At 50.4% G+C, this 19,677-nt stretch carries 15 protein-coding genes; 8 read left to right on the top strand and 7 right to left on the bottom strand.

The window, feature by feature from the left end:
* Positions 1–20 precede the first annotated feature (20 nt).
* A complete protein-coding gene (locus tag AB1757_16575; protein MEW6128656.1) occupies positions 21–278 on the top strand; it encodes a hypothetical protein in 258 nt (85 codons plus the stop codon).
* 256 nt (positions 279–534) lie between these two features.
* Here AB1757_16575 and AB1757_16570 read toward each other — a convergent pair whose 3' ends face one another.
* Together AB1757_16570 and AB1757_16565 are read right to left on the bottom strand one after the other, a co-directional pair.
* Positions 535–978, bottom strand: a complete 444-nt coding sequence (locus AB1757_16570; protein ID MEW6128655.1) for a PIN domain-containing protein — start codon at positions 976–978, stop codon at positions 535–537.
* Positions 978–1,241, bottom strand: coding sequence for a hypothetical protein (locus tag AB1757_16565; GenBank protein MEW6128654.1), 264 nt, complete (start codon positions 1,239–1,241; stop codon positions 978–980). The genes AB1757_16570 and AB1757_16565 overlap by 1 nt, the downstream gene beginning before the upstream one ends.
* 196 nt (positions 1,242–1,437) lie before the next feature.
* On the opposite strand from AB1757_16565, the gene AB1757_16560 reads away from it, so the two are divergent.
* On the top strand, positions 1,438–1,956 hold the full coding sequence (locus AB1757_16560) for a DinB family protein (GenBank protein ID MEW6128653.1): 519 nt from the start codon (positions 1,438–1,440) through the stop codon (positions 1,954–1,956).
* A 266-nt stretch (positions 1,957–2,222) separates the two neighbouring features.
* Here AB1757_16560 and AB1757_16555 read toward each other — a convergent pair whose 3' ends face one another.
* The gene (locus AB1757_16555) at positions 2,223–3,668 is read right to left on the bottom strand and encodes a S8 family serine peptidase (protein MEW6128652.1); all 1,446 of its coding nucleotides are present in this window, start codon (positions 3,666–3,668) and stop codon (positions 2,223–2,225) included.
* Between the two features lie 686 nt (positions 3,669–4,354).
* Here AB1757_16555 and AB1757_16550 point away from each other — a divergent pair.
* The 6 genes from AB1757_16550 to AB1757_16525 all read left to right on the top strand — a co-directional run bounded on the left by AB1757_16550 (position 4,355) and on the right by AB1757_16525 (position 10,340).
* Positions 4,355–4,852, top strand: coding sequence for a nuclear transport factor 2 family protein (locus AB1757_16550; protein MEW6128651.1), 498 nt, complete (start codon positions 4,355–4,357; stop codon positions 4,850–4,852).
* A 111-nt stretch (positions 4,853–4,963) separates the two neighbouring features.
* Positions 4,964–5,221, top strand: coding sequence for a hypothetical protein (locus AB1757_16545; protein MEW6128650.1), 258 nt, complete (start codon positions 4,964–4,966; stop codon positions 5,219–5,221).
* A gap of 396 nt (positions 5,222–5,617) precedes the next feature.
* Positions 5,618–7,057 (top strand): cytochrome c, encoded by a 1,440-nt coding sequence (locus AB1757_16540; protein ID MEW6128649.1) that lies wholly within the window; start codon positions 5,618–5,620, stop codon positions 7,055–7,057.
* Between the two features lie 187 nt (positions 7,058–7,244).
* Complete coding sequence (locus AB1757_16535) at positions 7,245–7,715, top strand: cytochrome c (GenBank protein MEW6128648.1); 471 nt, start codon at positions 7,245–7,247, stop codon at positions 7,713–7,715.
* Between the two features lie 90 nt (positions 7,716–7,805).
* Positions 7,806–9,779: a thiamine pyrophosphate-binding protein gene (locus AB1757_16530; protein MEW6128647.1), complete on the top strand. Its 1,974-nt coding sequence runs from the start codon at positions 7,806–7,808 to the stop codon at positions 9,777–9,779.
* 12 nt (positions 9,780–9,791) lie between these two features.
* Positions 9,792–10,340 (top strand): hypothetical protein, encoded by a 549-nt coding sequence (locus tag AB1757_16525; GenBank protein MEW6128646.1) that lies wholly within the window; start codon positions 9,792–9,794, stop codon positions 10,338–10,340.
* Positions 10,341–10,373: 33 nt separating this feature from the next.
* Here AB1757_16525 and AB1757_16520 read toward each other — a convergent pair whose 3' ends face one another.
* The 4 genes from AB1757_16520 to AB1757_16505 all read right to left on the bottom strand — a co-directional run bounded on the left by AB1757_16520 (position 10,374) and on the right by AB1757_16505 (position 19,234).
* Positions 10,374–11,951: a reverse transcriptase family protein gene (locus AB1757_16520; protein ID MEW6128645.1), complete on the bottom strand. Its 1,578-nt coding sequence runs from the start codon at positions 11,949–11,951 to the stop codon at positions 10,374–10,376.
* A gap of 678 nt (positions 11,952–12,629) precedes the next feature.
* A complete protein-coding gene (locus AB1757_16515) occupies positions 12,630–14,267 on the bottom strand; it encodes an SWIM zinc finger family protein (protein MEW6128644.1) in 1,638 nt (545 codons plus the stop codon).
* Positions 14,257–17,604 (bottom strand): WGR domain-containing protein, encoded by a 3,348-nt coding sequence (locus AB1757_16510; GenBank protein ID MEW6128643.1) that lies wholly within the window; start codon positions 17,602–17,604, stop codon positions 14,257–14,259. Before AB1757_16510 ends, AB1757_16515 begins: the two co-directional genes overlap by 11 nt.
* A 154-nt stretch (positions 17,605–17,758) precedes the next feature.
* Positions 17,759–19,234, bottom strand: coding sequence for a WGR domain-containing protein (locus AB1757_16505; protein MEW6128642.1), 1,476 nt, complete (start codon positions 19,232–19,234; stop codon positions 17,759–17,761).
* Positions 19,235–19,677 lie beyond the last annotated feature (443 nt).

The following is a 19,677-nucleotide window of genomic DNA, read 5'->3' as shown; positions in this document are numbered from 1 at the left end:
GGTAAAAGGTAAGAGCAGTTATGATTGCAACCTCAGAACTTGAGTTGGAAGTTGAACCGCTTCTTGAAGAACGCGCCAAAGCCGATGGCTGCGATGTGCAGAGCTATGTGAAACAACTCGTCAAAAATGATACTTTTCGCCAGCAAACCTTTGATGAAATTCTCGCTCCGATTCGCAAGACCTTTCAAGAAAGCGGAATGTCCGAAGATGAACTGATGATGCTGTTTGAAGAGGCGCGTGACGAAGTCTATCAGGAGCGAAGAGCAAAAGAGCGATGAACAGGTAGAAAAATATCTCCTCATTTATTCTGCATCGTAGGGAAAAGGAAGGGAGTAGATGTTGTGATGAATAAAACTGCGATTATTGATTTTTTCAAACATATGGAATGGGCGGATGCGGTGGTGTGGAAAGCAGTGCTGGCATCCCAAACGTGTCGGTGTAAGATAATGGCTAAATTGTCGAGGTGAAATTCTTAAACAACCTACCTAAATGACCCCCGTTGAAATAACCAAATCTAATAACCAACTGGACAAATTATTTTACAGCGTCCGGCTCAATTAGTGTGATGTTTGAGTAGCGAATGAAATCGCTTGTGTTAAAGGTGATGAGTTGCGAAATGCCGTGTGTGAGCATCACCGCAACCAGTCTGGCGTCATGAACTTGTTTGCCGCTCACCGAGTATTGCAAAATCAGTTTCCGCCAATGTGGGAAAATAGCAGGCGAATCTTCAAGGAACAAAAACAGATTGAGCAGGCGTTCAATCTCTTGTTCAGTTTGTTGCGATGTCCAATCGAAACCATTAGCCAATTTCGGACGGGTGGCAACAGCCCAAAACTCTATCAGGTTTTGTGCGGTGATAAAGACCTGGTCGCCACGTTTTAAAAGTATTTCAATGGCGTTGACCGCAATTGGATGCTGCGGCGAAGCCGAATCGCAAAAGCGTAACAGCAGATTGGTGTCCAGCAGATAATCGTTCATCAATCGTAAATGTTTTCGCGGCGCAAGGCTTCATCGGGCAAGTTGGCTTGATTGTGATGGCTCTCTGCCCATCGGCGAAATGCGGCGGCGCGTTCTTCGGGTGTGCGCGATTCCCAGGCGGCTTTCGATGATGATACCGGCCGCAACACAATCGTTTCACCTGTGGTTTCAAGTGAAAACTCCTGATACTTTGCGGCATCGCCGAGGAGTTCAGAGGGCAAATACAAATCACCGTTTTCGTTGGTTTTGACAATTGAATTCATCAGCGTTTCTGTCCATTCAAATTCGCCGAAATTTTCGCATCAAGGCCGGTTTTCAGCAAGCGGTAAATACTTTGACTTATTCGTGATTGGTCAATCAACCCTGAATGAAACGCAGTTCCTTGAGATCACAAAATAAACCTCGACAACTATAAGTCTATCGTCAGAGAATTGGTTAAAAATTAGACAGGAGTTTGTGATGAATAAAACTGCGATTATCGATTTTTTCAAACATATGGAATGGGCGGATGCGGTGGTGTGGAAAGCGGTACTGGCTTCCGACGTTGCAAAGACTGACCGGAAGGCGCGCGATTACCTTTATCACCTGCATATGGTGCATCGGGCTTTCCTGCGCGTCTGGCGCGCAGAGCCGCGCGATACGCCTTATCCCACCTTTGAAGATGCTACGTCGCTCAGAGAATGGGCGGTGAGCTATTACCCGGAAGCTTACGCGCAACTCGAAGCGCTGAGCGATGCACAACTGGCTGCGCCGATGAATGTGCCGTGGGCGGATTTGGTTGAAAAACGTCTCGGTCGCCCGCCCGATAAGACCACGATTGGCGAAACCGCTATGCAGGTCGTCCTGCATTCGATGTATCATCGCGGACAAGTCAATGCGCGATTGCGCGCGCTTGGCGCAGAGCCGCCGATGACCGATTACATCGCCTGGATTTGGCTCGGACGCCCGGCGGCGGATTGGTCAGCGGTTAAGTCGTAGCGCCACCTTTTTGAAACCCTGCCTTCAACAACGACAAATCGCCTGTCGGTTGCGAGCGTCACGATGAATCACTATAGCGGTTTGCAATACGATTTACTGAGGTTGAACAAGCGGTCTGTGCCGCTCGCTCAACCGAGGCTGAGTAAACTCTTTTGCAAACCGCTGTAGACTTTGCCGGATGTCAATTCCATCGCTTGAGTGAATGAAAAAGCAGGCGGGCTGCCTCAAGAGCATATGCCCGCCTGCCATATCAACTGAGCGAGTGGTTATTGAACTGCGCGTAAGGTATTCAGGCGACCATAACCGAATATGGGGTCGCGTCCCTTGTAGCCGAGATCGTCACTGCTGCTCAGCAAGCGTTGACGAATCTGCACCGGCCATTGATAGGATTTCGGGATGGTGAGTCGTCCGGCGATGAGCGCCGCCGCGCCCGAAACATGCGGCGTTGACATACTGGTTCCGCGAATCCACAGATACCATCCAGGACTGCTTGCGCAAGGATTAGCCATAGTTATCGAATGACAACTGCAAGGCGCCAGTATGTACTGAGTGGGTGTGCTTCCTGATGCGGGCAATCCGCCTCCCGGCGCGGTCAGCGTCTCGCCGGTTACGCCGTAATTTGAAAAGTGAGCCAGCGCATCGGTGCTCGTGGTTGCGCCGACAGAGATTCCCGGAATCTGCAAAGTCATCGCCAATTGCGAGGGAATATGAATGTATTTATTTCCGGGCCAGGTATCCAGGTTGAGCGCATCGTTGCCGGCGCTGGTGACCAACAGACAGCCTTTCTCTTTCTGGGCATACTGAATCGCTTTGCCCAAGGCATCATAAAGCGCCTGAAATTCAGGGTCAGCCATCTCAGTCTTGGAGACAAATGCGCCCAGGCTCATGTTAATGACATCGGCATTGACGTTGGCGGCGTACATAATGCCGCTGAGGACGGAACTCCAGGTGCCACTCCCTGTGCAATCCAACACCTTGACCGCAATCAGTTGAACATTCGGAGCCACCCCTGCGGTTCCCAGGCTATTGGTTGCAATGGTTCCGGCGACGTGTGAGCCGTGGTAGTTACGATCCTCCCAGTTCGGGCAATCCGCACACACCGGAAACTGATCATTGGCGCATTCGCCAGGCTCTGTGATAAACGAGGTGCTGAGGTCAGTTCGCACTTTGCCAATCAAATCCTGATGATGGGCGCAAATGCCTGAATCCAGCACCGCTACCTTGATCGCCGGGTTGCCCTCGGTAATCGCCCAGGCATCAACCGTCTTGGAGATGTAAAGATTCCATTGATCGGGTAAGAAAAAAGCGTCATATGGCGAGGCTTCCAACTTGGCGACCTGGGCGCTCACGGTTCCGTTGGTTTCGTCTTTGGGAAGCCAGTTGATGGCAAAATCCTTACTGGCTTTAACCCCCGGATTACGTCGCATGGTTGCAGCAAATTCGGGAATCGGCGACGTGACCAGCAATGCGCCGATCTCCGATAAATTGTTCAGGACAACACCCCCTGCGCGAGTCACTGCTGCAAGTGCTCTGGCATTACTCATGGTGTTTCGATCATAGGTAAGGATATAGTGCGATACCGCCGTTTGTTCATCGGCTGCGGTTATTGCTGTTGATTTTGCGCTGGCTTGCGGCGCGAGGATTTGCGGAAAAGACAGGGCAAACAGCAGAAAAGCCCATAGGACAGATAAGATAAACGTTCTCCTTTTCATAAATTTGTCACTCCTTAGGAAGGTTTTGGGGAGCGATTTCCGCTTACGCTTATTCGCTGATCTCTGATTTCGGCTTTATTGGTGATTGTTGCAAACCGCAGTGAATAATTCCCACTGAAAACCGCCCCGGATTCACTGCTCCACTTGGGTAAGTACAATGCAAGGTATGTACCTTGTCGCCTGGCATTTGCCAAACCGCTTCAATCGCTTTTTCGGTTAAATGTTTTTGCGTATGGCGTAAAAATTACAAGAATTTTGCCGTTTAAACCGCATTTAAACGGCGCGCAACTTCATTCCGGCAAGATTCCTTTTCATCAGATAATCGACGTCAAAGGTTAAAAACACCAATTGATTTGCAGACCGTGGATAATTCCCCTATATGGGGAAATTATCCGCAGAAATTGTCAACAATGCAGCAGGCTCAAGAGATGAATAGACCGGCACTTTCCAGCCGTTCGGTAGGAAGCGCGTTCACACGAGAAGATAAATTGCTCCCGGCGTGTTGCCGGATAAGCGCCGCTTTATAAAACTCCTTAAACTTAAAGCTTCGGGCTGCCGTATGACGATGGCGATACCCAAGGACAGAAATTTCATGCTAAAGCGAATGAGCGTTCGGCAACTTGAGGTTAGCCGTAACTCGGAAATTTCGAGCGCAATTTTCATTCATCATCTATAGGAGAAAATTAGTGAAAAGCATTCTTCAACCGGTGTGGGTCATAATTGTTTTGGCAGTTTCAGCTTCAGGGCAAACGGCAGACCCCGCCGCCACGAAAAATACCAATGGTTCAGCCGCTTCCATAGATTTGCTTTCGACGATTACCGAACTTGATGCCAAATTATTCGAGGCGTTTAATAATCGCCATCTCGAAGTGATGCAAACGATGTTTGCCGCCGATGTTGAGTTTTATCACGATAAGGATGGCGTATTGAATTACCGGCAACTGATTGCGGGCTTCGGCAAATTATTCGAGCAAAATAAAACCACTGGACTCAGACGAGATTTAGTAAAAGGCTCGATGGCGGTCTATCCGCTGAAAGATGTTGGCGCGATTCAAACCGGCGAGCATCGCTTTTGTCATATGGAAAACGGGCGCGAAGATTGCGGCACGTTTAAATTCCTGCACATCTGGCGGCTCAAAGATGGCGAATGGAAAATTGCGCGAGCGGTCAGTTATGCGCATTAATCGAAGCATGCTGCGCTTTGACCAGCGCTTTGATTAAACGTGATGACAAGCTACTGGTGATGTCGCGGCTGGCGACGAGTGCCGCAGGTATGCTATTGATTGGTTGAACTCATGAACTTGTGGTTGGTCGCGCTTAGCGTTTGCTTATTCAATATTCCCTTCGGTTACTGGCGTGAAAGCGTCAGAAAATTCTCTCTGCAATGGATACTGGCGATTCATTTGCCGGTGCCCTTGGTCATCGCCTTACGGATTTTTAGCGGACTCGGCTGGCGATTGATTACTTTTCCGGTGCTCATCGGCGCATACTTCCTCGGTCAATTCATTGGCGGCAAACTGCGTAAACGGTTATCCGCTCGCGAATCAAATTAAGGCACTTGATTTGCAACTCTCTAAATCGTCAGGCAAAGAATTCAATTCACAGTTGATGTCCAAAGCCAGCAATTGCGGATGCTTTGCCTCGAATGACTGTAAAAACACAATTTAGTTAATGATTGCGGCAAGCCTCTCGAATTCAGCGTAACCAGAGGCATTGGCTAAACGGGGAAAATTTACCTGTTAGTGAGCGATATTTCGCAAGACTCTGGGGAGATTCACCCGCGTTTCGTTTTTCGGTCAGCGTGTGGTGCTTGAGCAGCCTTATCCTTTATTCCGTCTTTATTTTTATTTTGTCGACAGGCAGGCGTAAGCACTGAACATAGTCTTTAACGCTGACACCTGCATCAGTGGAACGAGCTAACGGACTTAGGTCACAACCTTCAGGAGGCAGTGAAAAATAACATGAAACGCCATCTCTCTCTTTATCTAATCTGCATTGTCGCCGCCGCGGGTTTCATCTTTTCTCAACAAATCAGCAATGCCAGTTCACCCCGCGCCAAAGAAATCACCTTCACCAAAGACATCGCGCCGATCTTTAATAAAAACTGTTCGCAATGTCATCGTCCCGGTGAGGGCGCGCCGTTTTCGACGCTCACTTACAAAGAGGTTCGCCCGTGGGCGCGTGCGATTCGCGAAAAAATAACCATGAAAACCATGCCGCCCTGGCACGCCGACCCGCATTATGGCGCGTGGGCGAATGACCGCCGTTTACCGCAAGAGGATATTGATACCATCGTCGCCTGGGTCGATGGCGGCGCTAAAGAAGGCAACCCGAAACTCCTGCCGCCTGCGCCGAAATTTGAAAATGGCTGGTCAATCGGTAAACCCGATGTGATTTTGCCGATGCCCGAAACCTTCACCTTGGAAGCCTCAGGTCCCGATGAATATCAATACTTCGTGGTCGACCCGGGCTTTAAAGAAGATGTCTATGTACAGCGAGCCGAAGCGCGACCCGACAATCGCAAAATCGTGCATCACATCATCGCTTTTATTCAAACGCCAAGCTCGAACGGCAGACCACAAATCGACATCAGCAAACTGAGCAAAGAACAGATTGAAAAACTGCGCGCCCAGATGGAAAAGAATTCGCCGACCTATCGCGAAGGTTTTCTGGTGCGCACCAAACCCGATGCTCCGGTGGCGGATGACGGTTGCAGTGACCCGAAAGGCGGCAGGCTCTCACGCTCTGACCGAGGTCAGGACATGGAAAACGGGCAACTGCTTTGCGGTTATGCGCCGGGCATGAATCAAGCCATCTGGGAGCCGGGAACCGTCAAGAAAATTCCCGCCGGTTCCAAAATCGTTTTCCAGATGCATTACTCGAAAGCCGCAGGCTCGGTGCAAAAAGACCGCTCCAGCGTCGGGTTGATTTTCGCTAAAAACAAACCGGAAAAACTGGTGCATACCTATGGCATTTCCAATAATGCTTTCCTGATTCCCGCAGGCGCAGATAATCACAAAGTTACAGCCTGCTGGACGGCGCAGGAAGATGTTCATCTGATTAACTTCATGCCGCATCTGCACCTGCGCGGTAAAGCCGTCGAGTACAAAGCCATCTACCCGAACGGCACCACCGAAATTCTGTTGAACATTCCGCGTTATGATTTTTCATGGCAGACGGTCTATTACTTCCAGCAACAGAAAGCGCTTCCCAAAGGCACGCGGATTATGGTGACGGGGTATTTCGATAATTCGGCGAAAAATAAATTCAACCCCGACCCGACCAAGGTCGTGCGTTATGGCGAGCCGACTTATGACGAGATGATGATTGGCTGGATGGATTATACGGTTGATAAAGAGACGGCAAATCCCGTGTCAGCCAAAAATTAAAGGGTCTTTTCAAATATCAAATCGCCATTGGCAATTGCCTTTGACAGTCTGGGTCAACTTCGGTTGAGCGGGCTTACCAGTGGACAAGAGGCAATTGCCAATGGCGCATCATTCCAGATTATTTTTGTGAGTTGTCCCAGTGCGGGTCTTTCCTCTCATTGATTCGTCCGAAAAAGGAGAAATGCAAATGCTGCGACGTTCGGTTCGTACAGTCGCTTGGTGTCTGTTTGCTTTAACCGTCCTCTGGTTCAGCGTAGGGCGACCTTGGCAAAGTTATGCGTGGCAAAGCGGCGGTAAACCGCTTACGCAAGCCGAAGCCAAAAATCTCAAAAGCCCGGTGCCCTATAGCAAATCTTCGATTAGTCGCGGGCGCATCGTGTTTATGAATTATTGTACGGGCTGTCACGGCAACGATGGCAAAGCCCAGATTGATGTGATTGCCGATGCCACCGATTTGACTCAGCCGAAACTCTGGAAAAGCGGCGCGATGGAAGGCGAAATCTTTCGCAGCATACGCGAGGGCGCGGGACTCAATATGCCGCCTTATAAAAATCAGATTCGCAAAGAAGAGGATATGTGGCATCTGGTGAATTTTATTCGCAGCCTGTGGAGCGAATCGCTCAGACCCAAATTACAAGAGGAAAAGCCCGACAATTAAAGCGACTTGCAATTGCCTATGAATCGCAGAAATACACCTTGGTGTTGAGGTGTCAGCCTCTGACCGATGCGTTCAGAAAGGACAAGTGTCATGAAAAAAACAGCCCGGCAAAATACCGGAACCGAAATTTCGGTTAATCAAAAACGCAGAAATTTTATTTTGAAATCCGCCGTCACCGCAGGAGCCGCTGCCGTTAGCCTCGGCGCGAACACCAACGTTTTAGGCAATGCGGTCACCGATATTCCATTGATTCGCATTCCAAAAGAAATTCCCGAAGCTCTCAAACAAACCCCTAAGCCGGGTTCATTTGAAGGCAATGGCATGACCGGCGCAGAAGTATTCGCCAAACTTTGCAAAGAAGAAGAACTCGCGGCGCTCTTTTGCTGTCCCGGCAATTACACGGTCATCAATGCGATTGCCGCAGCAGGCGTTCCGGCATACGGGGGACGCACGGAAGGCGCGATGTGCGCGATGGCTGACGGGTTTTCCCGTGTCACCGGCGAAGTGACTGCGACCTCCGGCACCGAAGGTCCCGGCTTTACGCATATGATTATGAACATCGCCGCCGCCAATGCCGCGCGCACCCCGCTTCTGGTGCTTGCCAGCAATATGCAACTGGCAGGCGAAGACCGCGAACAATTCATTCAGGTCGCTTATCAACAGCCGACTACCGAAGGCATGAAAAAATATGGCAAGCGCATCATCGCGCCCAATCGCGTTTATGAATACGGCGCGTATGCTTTTCGCCATTTGAAATCCGGTATCCCCGGCGTTGTGCATCTGGATTTTCCCGCCGAGGTCGCAAGAGCCAGATTTACCGACCCAGCGAATTTGACGGACTTTTACGGCAAAGCCAAATATCGCAGTGAATCGCGCGCTCATCCTTCGCCCAAAGAAGTCGAAAAAGCGGTTGATATGATTAACAAAGCCGAGCGACCTATCCTGGTTGCCGGGCAAGGCGTCTTTCAACGCAAAGCCTGGGAGGCGCTGAAAGAGGTCGCCGAAAAACATGAAATCGCGGTTGTCACATCGGGACCCACACGTGGACATTTCCCGGATGACCATCGTTTGTCTGCGGCATTGTCACCCGACGCCTTGATGAGCGCCGACCTGGTGGTTTTTGTCGGGCAGTATTGTATGCCGAGTCCCGGCGAGTATCGTTTCAATCCCGACATCAAAGCGATTCGCGTCAACCCCGTGCAGGAAGATTTGGGGCGCAACTGGCCCCTCGATTTAGGCATCGTCAGCGATGAAAAAATATTTCTTGAAGCACTCGCGAATCTGTTGCCGCGCAAGAAACGCGATGCCTGGGTAGCGGAACTGGCAGCGGCGCGGCAGGCGTTTGAAAAACAGCACCTCGATGTTTACGCGCTTGGATTGAAATACAGCAAAGAAACCAACGCCGTGCATCCGTCGGTGATGGCAAAAGAGGTTCACGATTTTCTTTACAAAGGCGACATTGACCCGAAACAGACGGTCACAGGTTCAGGTGGATGGACGAGCGGTTTATTTGCAGGTCGCTGGTTGCGCGCTTATCGTCCGGCGCAAACCGTGGTCTGCGCGTATCAATACGGCGCAATCGGACCCGACATGGCGATGATGATGGGCGCGGGCGCGGCTGTGCAACGCGGCGTCGGACCGCAAGCTGCCTGGAAAGGCGCGCCAGTGCTTTGCATCACCAGCGACGCGGGCGCAGCTTACAGCCTCTTTGAACTCGATACCGCCGCCAAGTTCAAGATTCCGACGATCACGGTGATTTATAACAATAATTCCTGGGGTATGTGGCCGAGCGCCGTCAGTTCGCCCTGCTCCATGCAGATGTACCTCTTTCAGGAAAATCTGCGTTACGATAAACTCGCGGAAGGCTTGGGGGCGCGCGGCGAATATGCGCAAACCCCTGAGCAACTGCGCGAAGCTTTAAAGCGCAGCTATCAAGCGGCTGTGAAAGAGAGCGTTTCGACAGTCATCAATGTGCAGGCGCTCAAAGAATTTACTTCGGCGAAACATTATGCGCCGGGTGTGGCGCTCAACCCCGAACCCGGTGTCGGCGCATTCGCTCATTGATGTGAGAAGAAAATGGCAGTCACAGGTGTGAAACTAAAAAAAAATAACCAGGCGAAACCAACGGTTGCCCAAAGAACACCCTCACGCTTCGAGGTCGTAACCGAAACGCTTGCCGGTTACGCGGAGCGTGGCGTGTTCCGAGGGTTCAGTCAAACCGCAACTCCCCGACAAACCAATACGGCATATAAAATTTTGTGGCATCATAACCGCGTCTTTGAACTGGTCTTTGATGCCACAAAAAATATTTTACGGTTTACTGTGCTGTTGCCGAATATGCCCGCCGATTCTGAGATGTATGCAGATTTAAAGCGGTTTGTCAGTTCGCGGCACGCTGAGGAAGTTTTAGAACATCGTCGCATTGATGCCACGAAAGCGCAGGCGCAGGTCACAAATCGCAACGCTCAAGTGTCGCTGGCGGTAAAAATCAAAGATGGTGATGATGAATATGCCGTCCGCAAACTCCTTCACCTGGCGCACGAAATTTTTCTGACGTTTTTAACCGACGGACGTTACTTTGAATACCTCGTCGAAAATTTCGACCTCGACCCCGACCATATTTGAAGCTTGATTTATCACTATTGATGAATCGTCGCTCTACCATAACTTCCACCAGTTTTTCGGTTTCGATTTTTCCGCAGGTTTGTTGATGACTTCAGGTTCACTGGTGGCGAGGCGTTCTTGTTGCACTTGCGCTTGGCGCTCAAATTTCGGCGCTTGCCAGTGGTGTTTAGCCATCAAAGCGCGAACGCGGGCTTGCAACTCCGCGCCTTTTTCCGGGTTCACCATAAAAACGAAATTGGCAAAGCCCATCATCGAAGCCAGCACATCCGATGAATTGCTCCAACGTTTGCCTGCAAGTCCGTCTTTTTCAATTTGAAAGAGCAGAGCGCGAAAACGCTTCAACTCTTTTTTCGAGACATTGGTTTTTTCATTGACCACAACACCTGTGACTTCCTGTTGCCGTGAACGTCTGAGCACACGGGTTTTATCCGGGTGAATGGTCAAGCCTTCGTGCGCGACGATGGACTCTACGCGGCGCAATACATTACAGATATTTTTTTTGCTTTCGCCCGAAGTCGAAAAAGTCAAATCGTCAGCATAGCGCGTGTACTTGAAACCGGCTCCTGTAGCCATTTTCAGGAGTCGCTTGTCCAGACGGCGACACAAAATATTGGTAATCGCGGGACTCGTCGGCGCGCCTTGTGGCAGGTGTCTTTCACCGGTTGCGATGAAGTAAGTTTTGCCGTCAAGCACAACTTCTTCAACCTGTGGTTCAGTACAAAGCAAAGCGAAAATGGTTGCGGCGGCTTCCGAATAGCCGAGCGCGCGAAACACTCCTTTGACCCGTTTATAACTGATGGAAGGGAAGAAATCTTTGAGGTCGAGGTTGATGACAACTTCTGCGCCAACATGCGGCGCGGCGTTCGATACGATTGACCGTTCGCTGCGAAAGCCATGCGCGGCGTCATGGAGTTCAACTTTTGCGAGCAGGTTTTCCAGAATCCAGTGTTGAACTTTTTTGAGGCGCGGCATCGGCGCGGAAATGAGCCGCTCACCACTTGGTTTTTTCGGCAACTTGAAACGCACATAATGCGATACGGTCGAAGTTTTTCGTGAAAACGATAAGAAGCGCAATTCATTAACCGTGATGCCGATGCTGGCGGCAATCTCTGCGGCGTCCGTTAAACGCGGCAGTCCATAGGTTGCCAGTCGCGCTTCATCGCAGGTGACGTGATTGAGACCCGCCGAGACGCCATCGCCGAGGTAAACGATTGCGCTTGCCTTTTTCGCTTGCCAGGCAGTAGCGCGTTCCTGGCGTTCACGTTCGCGGCGTTCTTTATTTTCTTTCTGTTTGCGACGCGATTCTTCGAGTCGGCGTTTGCGCGCCTCTTTCAACAAATGCGCTTCATTATGCAGCTTTCTGAATTCACCACGCAGTTTCCTAAGTTCACCTTCAAGTTCGCCACGACGACGAATCTCATCGGCGGGGTCTTCGGGCATCACGCCTTGCGCGGGCCAGAATCCCAGACGAATCATCTCTTCGAGAATCACGGCTTCACGCGAAGATTGGCGCGCCGCGGCTAAAATTTCTTCCTGTGTTCTTGGTTGTTGCATAACAGTAGTGATGAGTAATGAGTGATGAGTGATGAGTAGTTCGATGACATAATTCATTATTCATCACTCATTACTTGAAGGATGGCGAGTTGCTTGTCTTCGTAAACTTCAAAGGACTGGGCTTGCTCAACTCAAGCGGGACATCACCGGTAGTGCTCATTTCATTTACGGATTGCCAACCGCAAATAGCACTACCGGTGATAGGACCGCACAGTCGAGAGCAGACCAGTGATGCGTGAAAAAGCTAAGCGCAAGAATGGCGATCCACCATTCGGGTTGCAAGTCTCACACAACTCGCCGCACAAAAAGTCTGGCGAGTCTGGCAAGTCACCAGTCTTGCGAGCCTCATTACTGCGGACTCGCTGGACTTGGCAAGACTTGCCAGACTTGCCGGACGGAACAGGCGCAATCATTCGCAAACGATCTTCGTAAAGGTCAAAGGACTGGGCTTGCTCAACTCCAGCGGGTCTCGCCTACCGTGGCACATTTTCTTTGCAGAAAACCAACCGCAAATCGCTAGGGTAGGCGAAAGACCCGCACAGTCAAGAGCAGACCAGTGAAGCATGGAACAACTGAACGCATGGATGACGATCCATCATCCGGGTTGCAAGGTCACACTCGCGAATTACTGCGCCAATTTTCAAAGAGCAATTTTACAGTGGGCGAGAGAAGGGAATTTCACATCGTTTTTCTCTTGTCTCCTCCTCTCCCTTTCTCCCTTTCTCCCCTTCTTCTTCAGCGTCCTGCGCCCTTCATCCTCAAAGCCAGGAGGTGTTCGCAGGGTCCTTTAAAGAGCTTGTTCTGTTTATGCCAGTTGCAGGTGCATTGCGCATTCAACAGGCGCTCATCGCGATCAATGGTAAGCGATGGCGCGAAGGTTTTATCCGTATCCTGCACGCTGCCTTGCAAAACCAAATATCCGACATCATTGATATTTTTACTCGAAACGGTAACCGCATTTTGACGAATGAACCCGGTAGCCTTTTCTTCGCGTTCACTCGCAAAGCGGAGTTTATCCATCGGCAACGGCTCATTGCTCAATTCACGCACGCGATAGACGCCTTTGTTTAAATCAAAGATAGCGCGACCGGCTTGTGTGTATGCGCCAAGCGCGCCGAGTACAACCGCGCGGTCTAATTGCAAACGCGAAGCCAGCACATCGGGGCTATCGAGCCAACGCTCTTTGAGGCAATCGAAAACCCGCTGTTTGGTCAGGCTGTCAACCTCTGCGCGTGGTGCCAGTAAATCGAAATTACCGGCGCGTGACCAATCATTCACTGTCCATCCCGATAACCCCAGAGTGAATGACATATCGCCGAGGTCGGCTACGTAAAATGACGGTAAGCCCGTACCCAGCAGATGCACGGTGAATTGTTTTGCCACCGGAATCAAGCGTTCAAGCGTCAGGATTCGCCGTCTGCCCCACACGCGAATTTCCTGTTCATCGGTTCCTTCAAAAATCGAACGCGGACAACGGACTTCGATATTGAACGGCTCGAAGACCACGCGCACCGGCTCGCCCGGTTTCAGGTGATAACGCATACTGCGCGGTCCCACCTTTTCTTTGTGACGACGCAACACGAAACAGAGATTATGCACATCCATCGGATGCAGATAGAATGAGGTCATCGGCATCGCCATTGCCGAATTGACTTGCAGGAATCCGCGCACCCAACTGTCGGGCAAATCAATTTTGACTTCTTTGTATGCCTCTTCGTTGGTGGTTTGAATGTCGAACCCCGACGGGTCGATTTCAAAGCGCGTGTTTTTATAGGTGCGGATTTTCTGGAATTCATCATAAAGCGCGGCGGAATAATCAATGTTGGTAGTGCCACACGCGAATTCGCCGACGCTTTTGAATACTTCATAACTTGCGCCGAGTCGCGCATAACTCGATTCATCTTTGCTGAAACATTCAAAAAAAACTTCATCGGGGTGTACGGTGATTACCGGGTCGAGAATCACCCGCACCGCGAGGTTATGTTTCCAGGCGTACATGCGGAAACGCGATTGCGCTTCATAGTATGGTTTAAAGCGCGACAGGCTGCGGTTTCTGAGTGCGTCGAGTTCCTCTTGCAATTGTTTGATGCGCGCGCCGACTTGCGAGCGTTCATCAACCACCAGTTGCCAGTCAATCTGTTCTTGCTGTGCCGCCCATTCTTTGTATGCCGTCTTGTCCTTTTTTTGTGTGCGTAAATCGGAAACCACCACATCGTGCAAGGCGCTGATGGCTTCGCGAAATTCAAGCTGTTTGGCGAGTTCGCCGTAAAAGTAGGTCGGCTGGCGATTGGTGTCCGGCGCAAAACTCATGCGGGTTTCGCTCGCCGCATTTGCAACGGTCGTGCTGCCTTTAAAACGATAATCAAAAAGCATGGCGCACCTCCGGTTGTTTGACTTCGATTGGCAATTGAATTTGTGGAAAAGCGCGATGAATTTTCAGCATCGCTTCAAGGGTTGCGGCTTTATCGCCAATTGCCATCGTCACGGATTGCCGCGCCAGAATTTCCGCAACGATGCGTGCTGCCGTTTCGCTCTTTTGCGCCTCATTGGTCAAAAAATTCAAGATGCGATTTTTCGCGACGCGAGCTTTGTTGACGCGCGATAGTACGCTTAAAAAATAGTGACGCATTTCGTTTAAGCGTTCAGGGTGATTGGCTGCGTAACCTTCGAGATAATTGGTCGCAAAGGTCTGCAAATCGGCGCTTGGATGTTCGCTCAGTTTGAGCAGGTATTCGACGCCATCGGCTTCGGCAAAAAACCGTGTGATGAGTTTACGTCCGAATGCTTGCACCGCTGGGCGCACACTATCGCAGACGTTGATGAGAATGCCCGCTGTGAACTCTTCGGCGGTGAAATAGGTGTCGAACATTTTGAACCAGAAATCGCGCGAATCATCCCACTCGGCATCAAGAAGTTTAACGGCTTTCGCCATCTCATCCAGATGGTTTTGCGGATTCATCTGGTGTTGCAGTCGATGCAGCATCTTTGCAAAAAGCAGCCAGGACGATTGACGCACAGCGAGCACCTGGTGATTGGAAAGTTCGACGAGGTCGGAAAAATCCATGTCCTGCGCGACAGTGAAATCACAGTCGGCAAGGTATTCAAGCAACACGCCGCCGAGTTCCTGTGCCGCCTGCGATTCGGCGTGAATCAATTTCCAGGCGCTTCCGGTTGTTGATACAGCCAGCCAATGCCCGGCTAAATCTTCGCGCATGATTTTAACCAGCATCGAATGCACACCTGCGTGAACCTCTTTTTCAAATAAGGCTTTTAAGAAACGGTCTGCGAGTTTGAGTGAAAAGGTTTTGCGCTGTTCAGCGGTAAGCGGGTCGTCTACAGGCTCAATCGGTAAAATCTCATGGCGCGAGTCGGGCGGCATCGGCGGATAGCAGAGCTTGTGAATAATCGGGCGAATAGATTTGCGAATATCTTCAAGTTCGTGCATCGCGAAATTGGCGATGACACTGTCGCGCTCAAATAAATTCAACTCATCAATTTGTCCGAAAAGTTTGATGCCGATGCCGCGCAAGGTTTCAAACGATGAATTGATGAGCGAATTGATAATCGCTTCGGGCAAATGTGCGGCGGGCGTTTGGTGCGCAAGCAGTATGTTGCCGCCGAGTTCCTGAACTTCAAGCAGCGGGTGCGCGAGCAGTTGCAAAATCAACGGCATCGAAAGCGCGCGAAGTTGTACCGGGAAACCTTTCAAAATGGTATCGGCAATGTCGCGAGCTTCGTCGGTTTGCGAAGCCTCGAGGTTGCGTAGTCCGTTAATCAGTTTTTCAACCAGCGATTTCGCATTAGCCTCGGAAAATGTGACGGAACGCACCAACTGTTTGGCGAAATTGCGGGTGTCAGCATGCGGGCTGAAAACCAATGCGGCAATGAATTCATTATCATGAATTAAACGGTCGCGCGCATCATTCGCCCACCGACAGGCTTGCAATCGCGCTTCTTCTAACGCGCAGTTAGCAAGCGCGAGCAGCAGGTCGCGATGCGGCGCACCTGGATTGTAATGTTTTTGCGCGAGCGCAAATCCCAGTTTAGCCGTGCATTCATAAGGTCGCGCCAGAATCATCAAAATCGTTTCAATATCAAGTTCATCACAAAAGGTTTTACAGCTATTCAGGGCGCGCGTGGCAAATTCCAGCACCGGCGAACAATTGCTTTCGGCAATCAGGTGCAATAATCCTTCAGGTCGTTTTTCCCACAAATGCGGGTAAGCTTCTTCGCGTGTTTTCGGCGCAGCATCGCCCGGTTTGTAGGCGGATTTGCAACGCCAGGCTTTCGAGTTGCGGCGCAGATAATAGCGCGGGCTGTTGGTGTAGAGAATATGATTGAACGCCCAGTAACCGGCAAAAGCGTCCCAGTAGGTTTTAACCAAATCAGGTTTCGACGGATCGAAAATCGTGGACTCTCTCACAGAAACGGCGTCCGCATCTGAATATGCCAGCAATACACCAACCGCCATTTTCACATAATCGAGGTCGCCAGGTTGTCCGAGTCTTCTAAGCGTTCGCCAAACCCGCTTGCGCAAATAGATGCGTGTGCGCGTGCTGTAAGCGATGCGCGAAGCGGGCTTTTGAATCTCTTCACGGGCATTTTGAATGTGGTCTTCGGCGCGATAGTTGCGCGCATCGCCGACATAGACCCAGGTGGCATAACGCGAAGGTTTATCCAACGCCGTCCAGGTGGAAAAATTGGCGCGGGCTTTTTCAAAACGATAAGCAAGCAAGCCAAACACCTCTGCGTCACGACGATATTCTGCAGCTTTGAAGATATGCCGCAGCGCTTTGAAATAATTCGGCTTGAGTGGCGCAGTGCGAAGCAAATTCAACAGCGCCGGTCGCGCGATTTCATTGTCGAGCAGATAAATTGTTTCGAGAACCTGAAAGTGGCTCTGGTCGTCGGTTTCAAGGTATTCATTCAGAACTTTTTCAAAAGTTTCAGGCGTGCCTTGCCTTGCCAGATAGCTTAATTCAGATGGCAATTGATTGATTAGCTGGTTGCGAAAAGCCGCTTTGGTCGCATCATCGGAAAGTTTCAGCAGCGCTTCGCAGGCGATACGACGAACCATTTCGGGTTTGGTGCGGTTTTGGTAAAGCTGGCTAAGAGGCGCAATGGTTTGTTCATCGCCGCAAAAACCGAGTGACCAGGCGATGCAGTAATCGCGCAAGGCATCGCCTGTGCCAAGCAGTTGAACGAGGTAAGGCGCAGCCTCCCGGATTTTTAATTCACCGGCTCGCCAGATGGCGCGTTCCAGCGACCAGAAATGATTTTGTGGTTTGGGATTTTGCGAAAAGATGTTTGAGACTGCCTTTTTCTTTTTCTCAGGTTTTTTGAGCGCGTCGCCCTGTTGCAAGCGATGTAAAACAGCCTGTTTTCGCGCCTCTTCAGGATTTGTGGCAGCGGATTTTTTCGCGCCCCACACATCAACCGGCTGAGGCGAAGCGAGTGTTCCTGATGGCGCATCAGCATCCTTGTAGCCTTTTCGCAGCTTTTCTGCGACGAGATTGTCGAATACCTTTTGCGCTTCGATGAGTGAAACTGCGGTTTCGGTTTTCGTTCCCTCTTTCAAATTCGTACCGCGTCGCCCGTACCGAAAATTGACCACGAAACCATTGGCGCTGACCTCGCACAAATCTACTTCATAGACTTTGTCCGAGCGACCTTCTTGAAAGACGAGTTTCGTTTGTTTAATCAGTTTCATAGTTCAGGATTCGGGATTCAGGATTCAGGATTCAAAGCAGAAGAAACGATGAAGGTGGAATGTTAAACGATGAATAATTGCAAACCGCTTTCTGTTCATCGTTCAGCGTTCCTACTTCATACTTTCCTTTCCCTGAATCCTGATTCCTTTTTGCTTACGTCAATTTCTTAATATTGCCGAGCACGCGATAAAAGCCGCCGCGCGCTTCGCGCACTTCGTCAACGATGTAGCGCGCCCCGGCTTCGCGTATGCCTTTCGGAAACTGGCAATGCAGATTTTTATTGAAGCCTTCGCTTACCACGCGAACCCGCAATTTACCGCCTTCGCGAAAACATTCGACCACCACACCGCTGCCGCTTTCATTGGTGGTTTCAATAGTGGTTGCAGAAACTGCTTCAACCTGCGGCGCATTGATATTGATGGCGTCGGGCACGGTGCCAGATTGCGCGGCTTGGATTGCCGCTTCACTGGCATCAATGCAGGCGAGCACCCCGGCAGTGGTGACGATGTAAAGCCGTTGATTGTGATATTGCATGGAATAAGCCGAACCACACCCCGTGCCGAGTTTCCACAATCGTTCGCCCGCTTCGTTGAAACAATAAATCGCGCTTTGATTATCGCCTGCGAAAACGTATTTGCCGCCTTCTGTCGCGGCGCATGAAAAGATCACCGCATCGCAATGAAAGCGCGTTGCTGCAATGCCCATTTTGGCAAAACAGTGAATCACGCCTCTGGCGGTGCAGGCATAAACCAGCGACTCCTCTTGCCAGCCGAATAAAACAGGACCTTCGGTTTCCTGTTCCCAGATGACGCTGCCATCTTCCCAGTCGTACATGGTGACGCCCGCTGCGTGTCCGTGATAAACCCCGATTTCATCCGCGCGTACCATCCAGCCCATATCGCCGCGACTTTTTTTCGACCACTGCGATTCGTCTTCGTGATTGATGACCGTAACGTTTCCTTTATTATCGGAAACCGCCAGGACGCCATCGGCGATGTCGAGCCAGAAGATGTCAACATCGGGCGCGATCTCATAAGCGATGCGCGGCACTTTGCCCGTCAGGTCATAAACATTGCCGTCATTACAACCGGCATACAACCAGGCGTCATCGGCTACCAGACATTTCACGCCTTCGGGCAATTTGAATTTCATCTGCACCTGTCCATCGTGGGTTAAGGCAAAGATGTTGCCATCTTCATTGCCCATCCAGCAGTGCGAATCATTAATAAAAATTCCGAATGCCGCGAAGTTGGAATGAAATTTCCATAATATCGGCGCTTGTTTGATGGATGGCGTGCCGGGTGTCTTACGCCTGGCGGCGGTTTGATGGGAGGTCGTTGTAGTCGTCGCAAATTGTGCGAGCATCGCCGAGCGGCTGGTTATCGGGCGTTTTTGACGGACGCCTTGAACAGCGGCTTCGTAACCTTTCTTCAATTTTTCATTAATTTTCTTCTGGGCTTCAGCCTGGGCTTTTTCAAATGAGGGAAACGTTTTTACCTGGGTTTGTCCTGCATCGCCTATGCGACCATAACGAATAGATAGCTCTGTATGATTAACGATAACTTCATAGAATTTGTGTGAACCGCCGCCCGCTTCCGAAAGTTCCAGATAGGTTTTTTCTGCTGACATAGACCAGACTCCAATCACTCAAGAGGCAATTGGTTGGCGAGATGCAGGGAACTGCTGTTTACGCTTACCCGCCGCCATCGCTTTTGATTTGGGATTTAAAATTTATGGGAGCATATTTGACCGAAGCCGCAATCAGGATGATGAGGCTATTATATTTTTAAGCTCATACAAAGCAATAATAATTTTCAATGCCAGTAAGGTAAGTGCAGGCGCAAGCGGATGGGATTTCAAATCGAATAATAAGGCGCGCAATGCGTGTGCTAAGCGGTGTTCGAGGCATTTCATCGGTGGCTTCCTCCTTTTGTTTCTTACGTGCAACGGTCTTGTATCACGGATGAAACATTGTTGCAAGAGAAAATTTTGAGAAGTTTCTAAAAAAATCGAAGCTTTTGGGAAATTGCTGAAAATCCAGTAAGTTAAGTTGAGCGAGAAAAATTTTTGTT

The organism is Acidobacteriota bacterium, assembly GCA_040754075.1.
Taxonomy (GTDB): Bacteria; Acidobacteriota; Blastocatellia; order UBA7656; family UBA7656; genus JBFMDH01.
The sequence above is the reverse complement of the archived record's forward strand: the minus strand, read 5'-3'. Positions and strand labels throughout refer to the sequence as shown.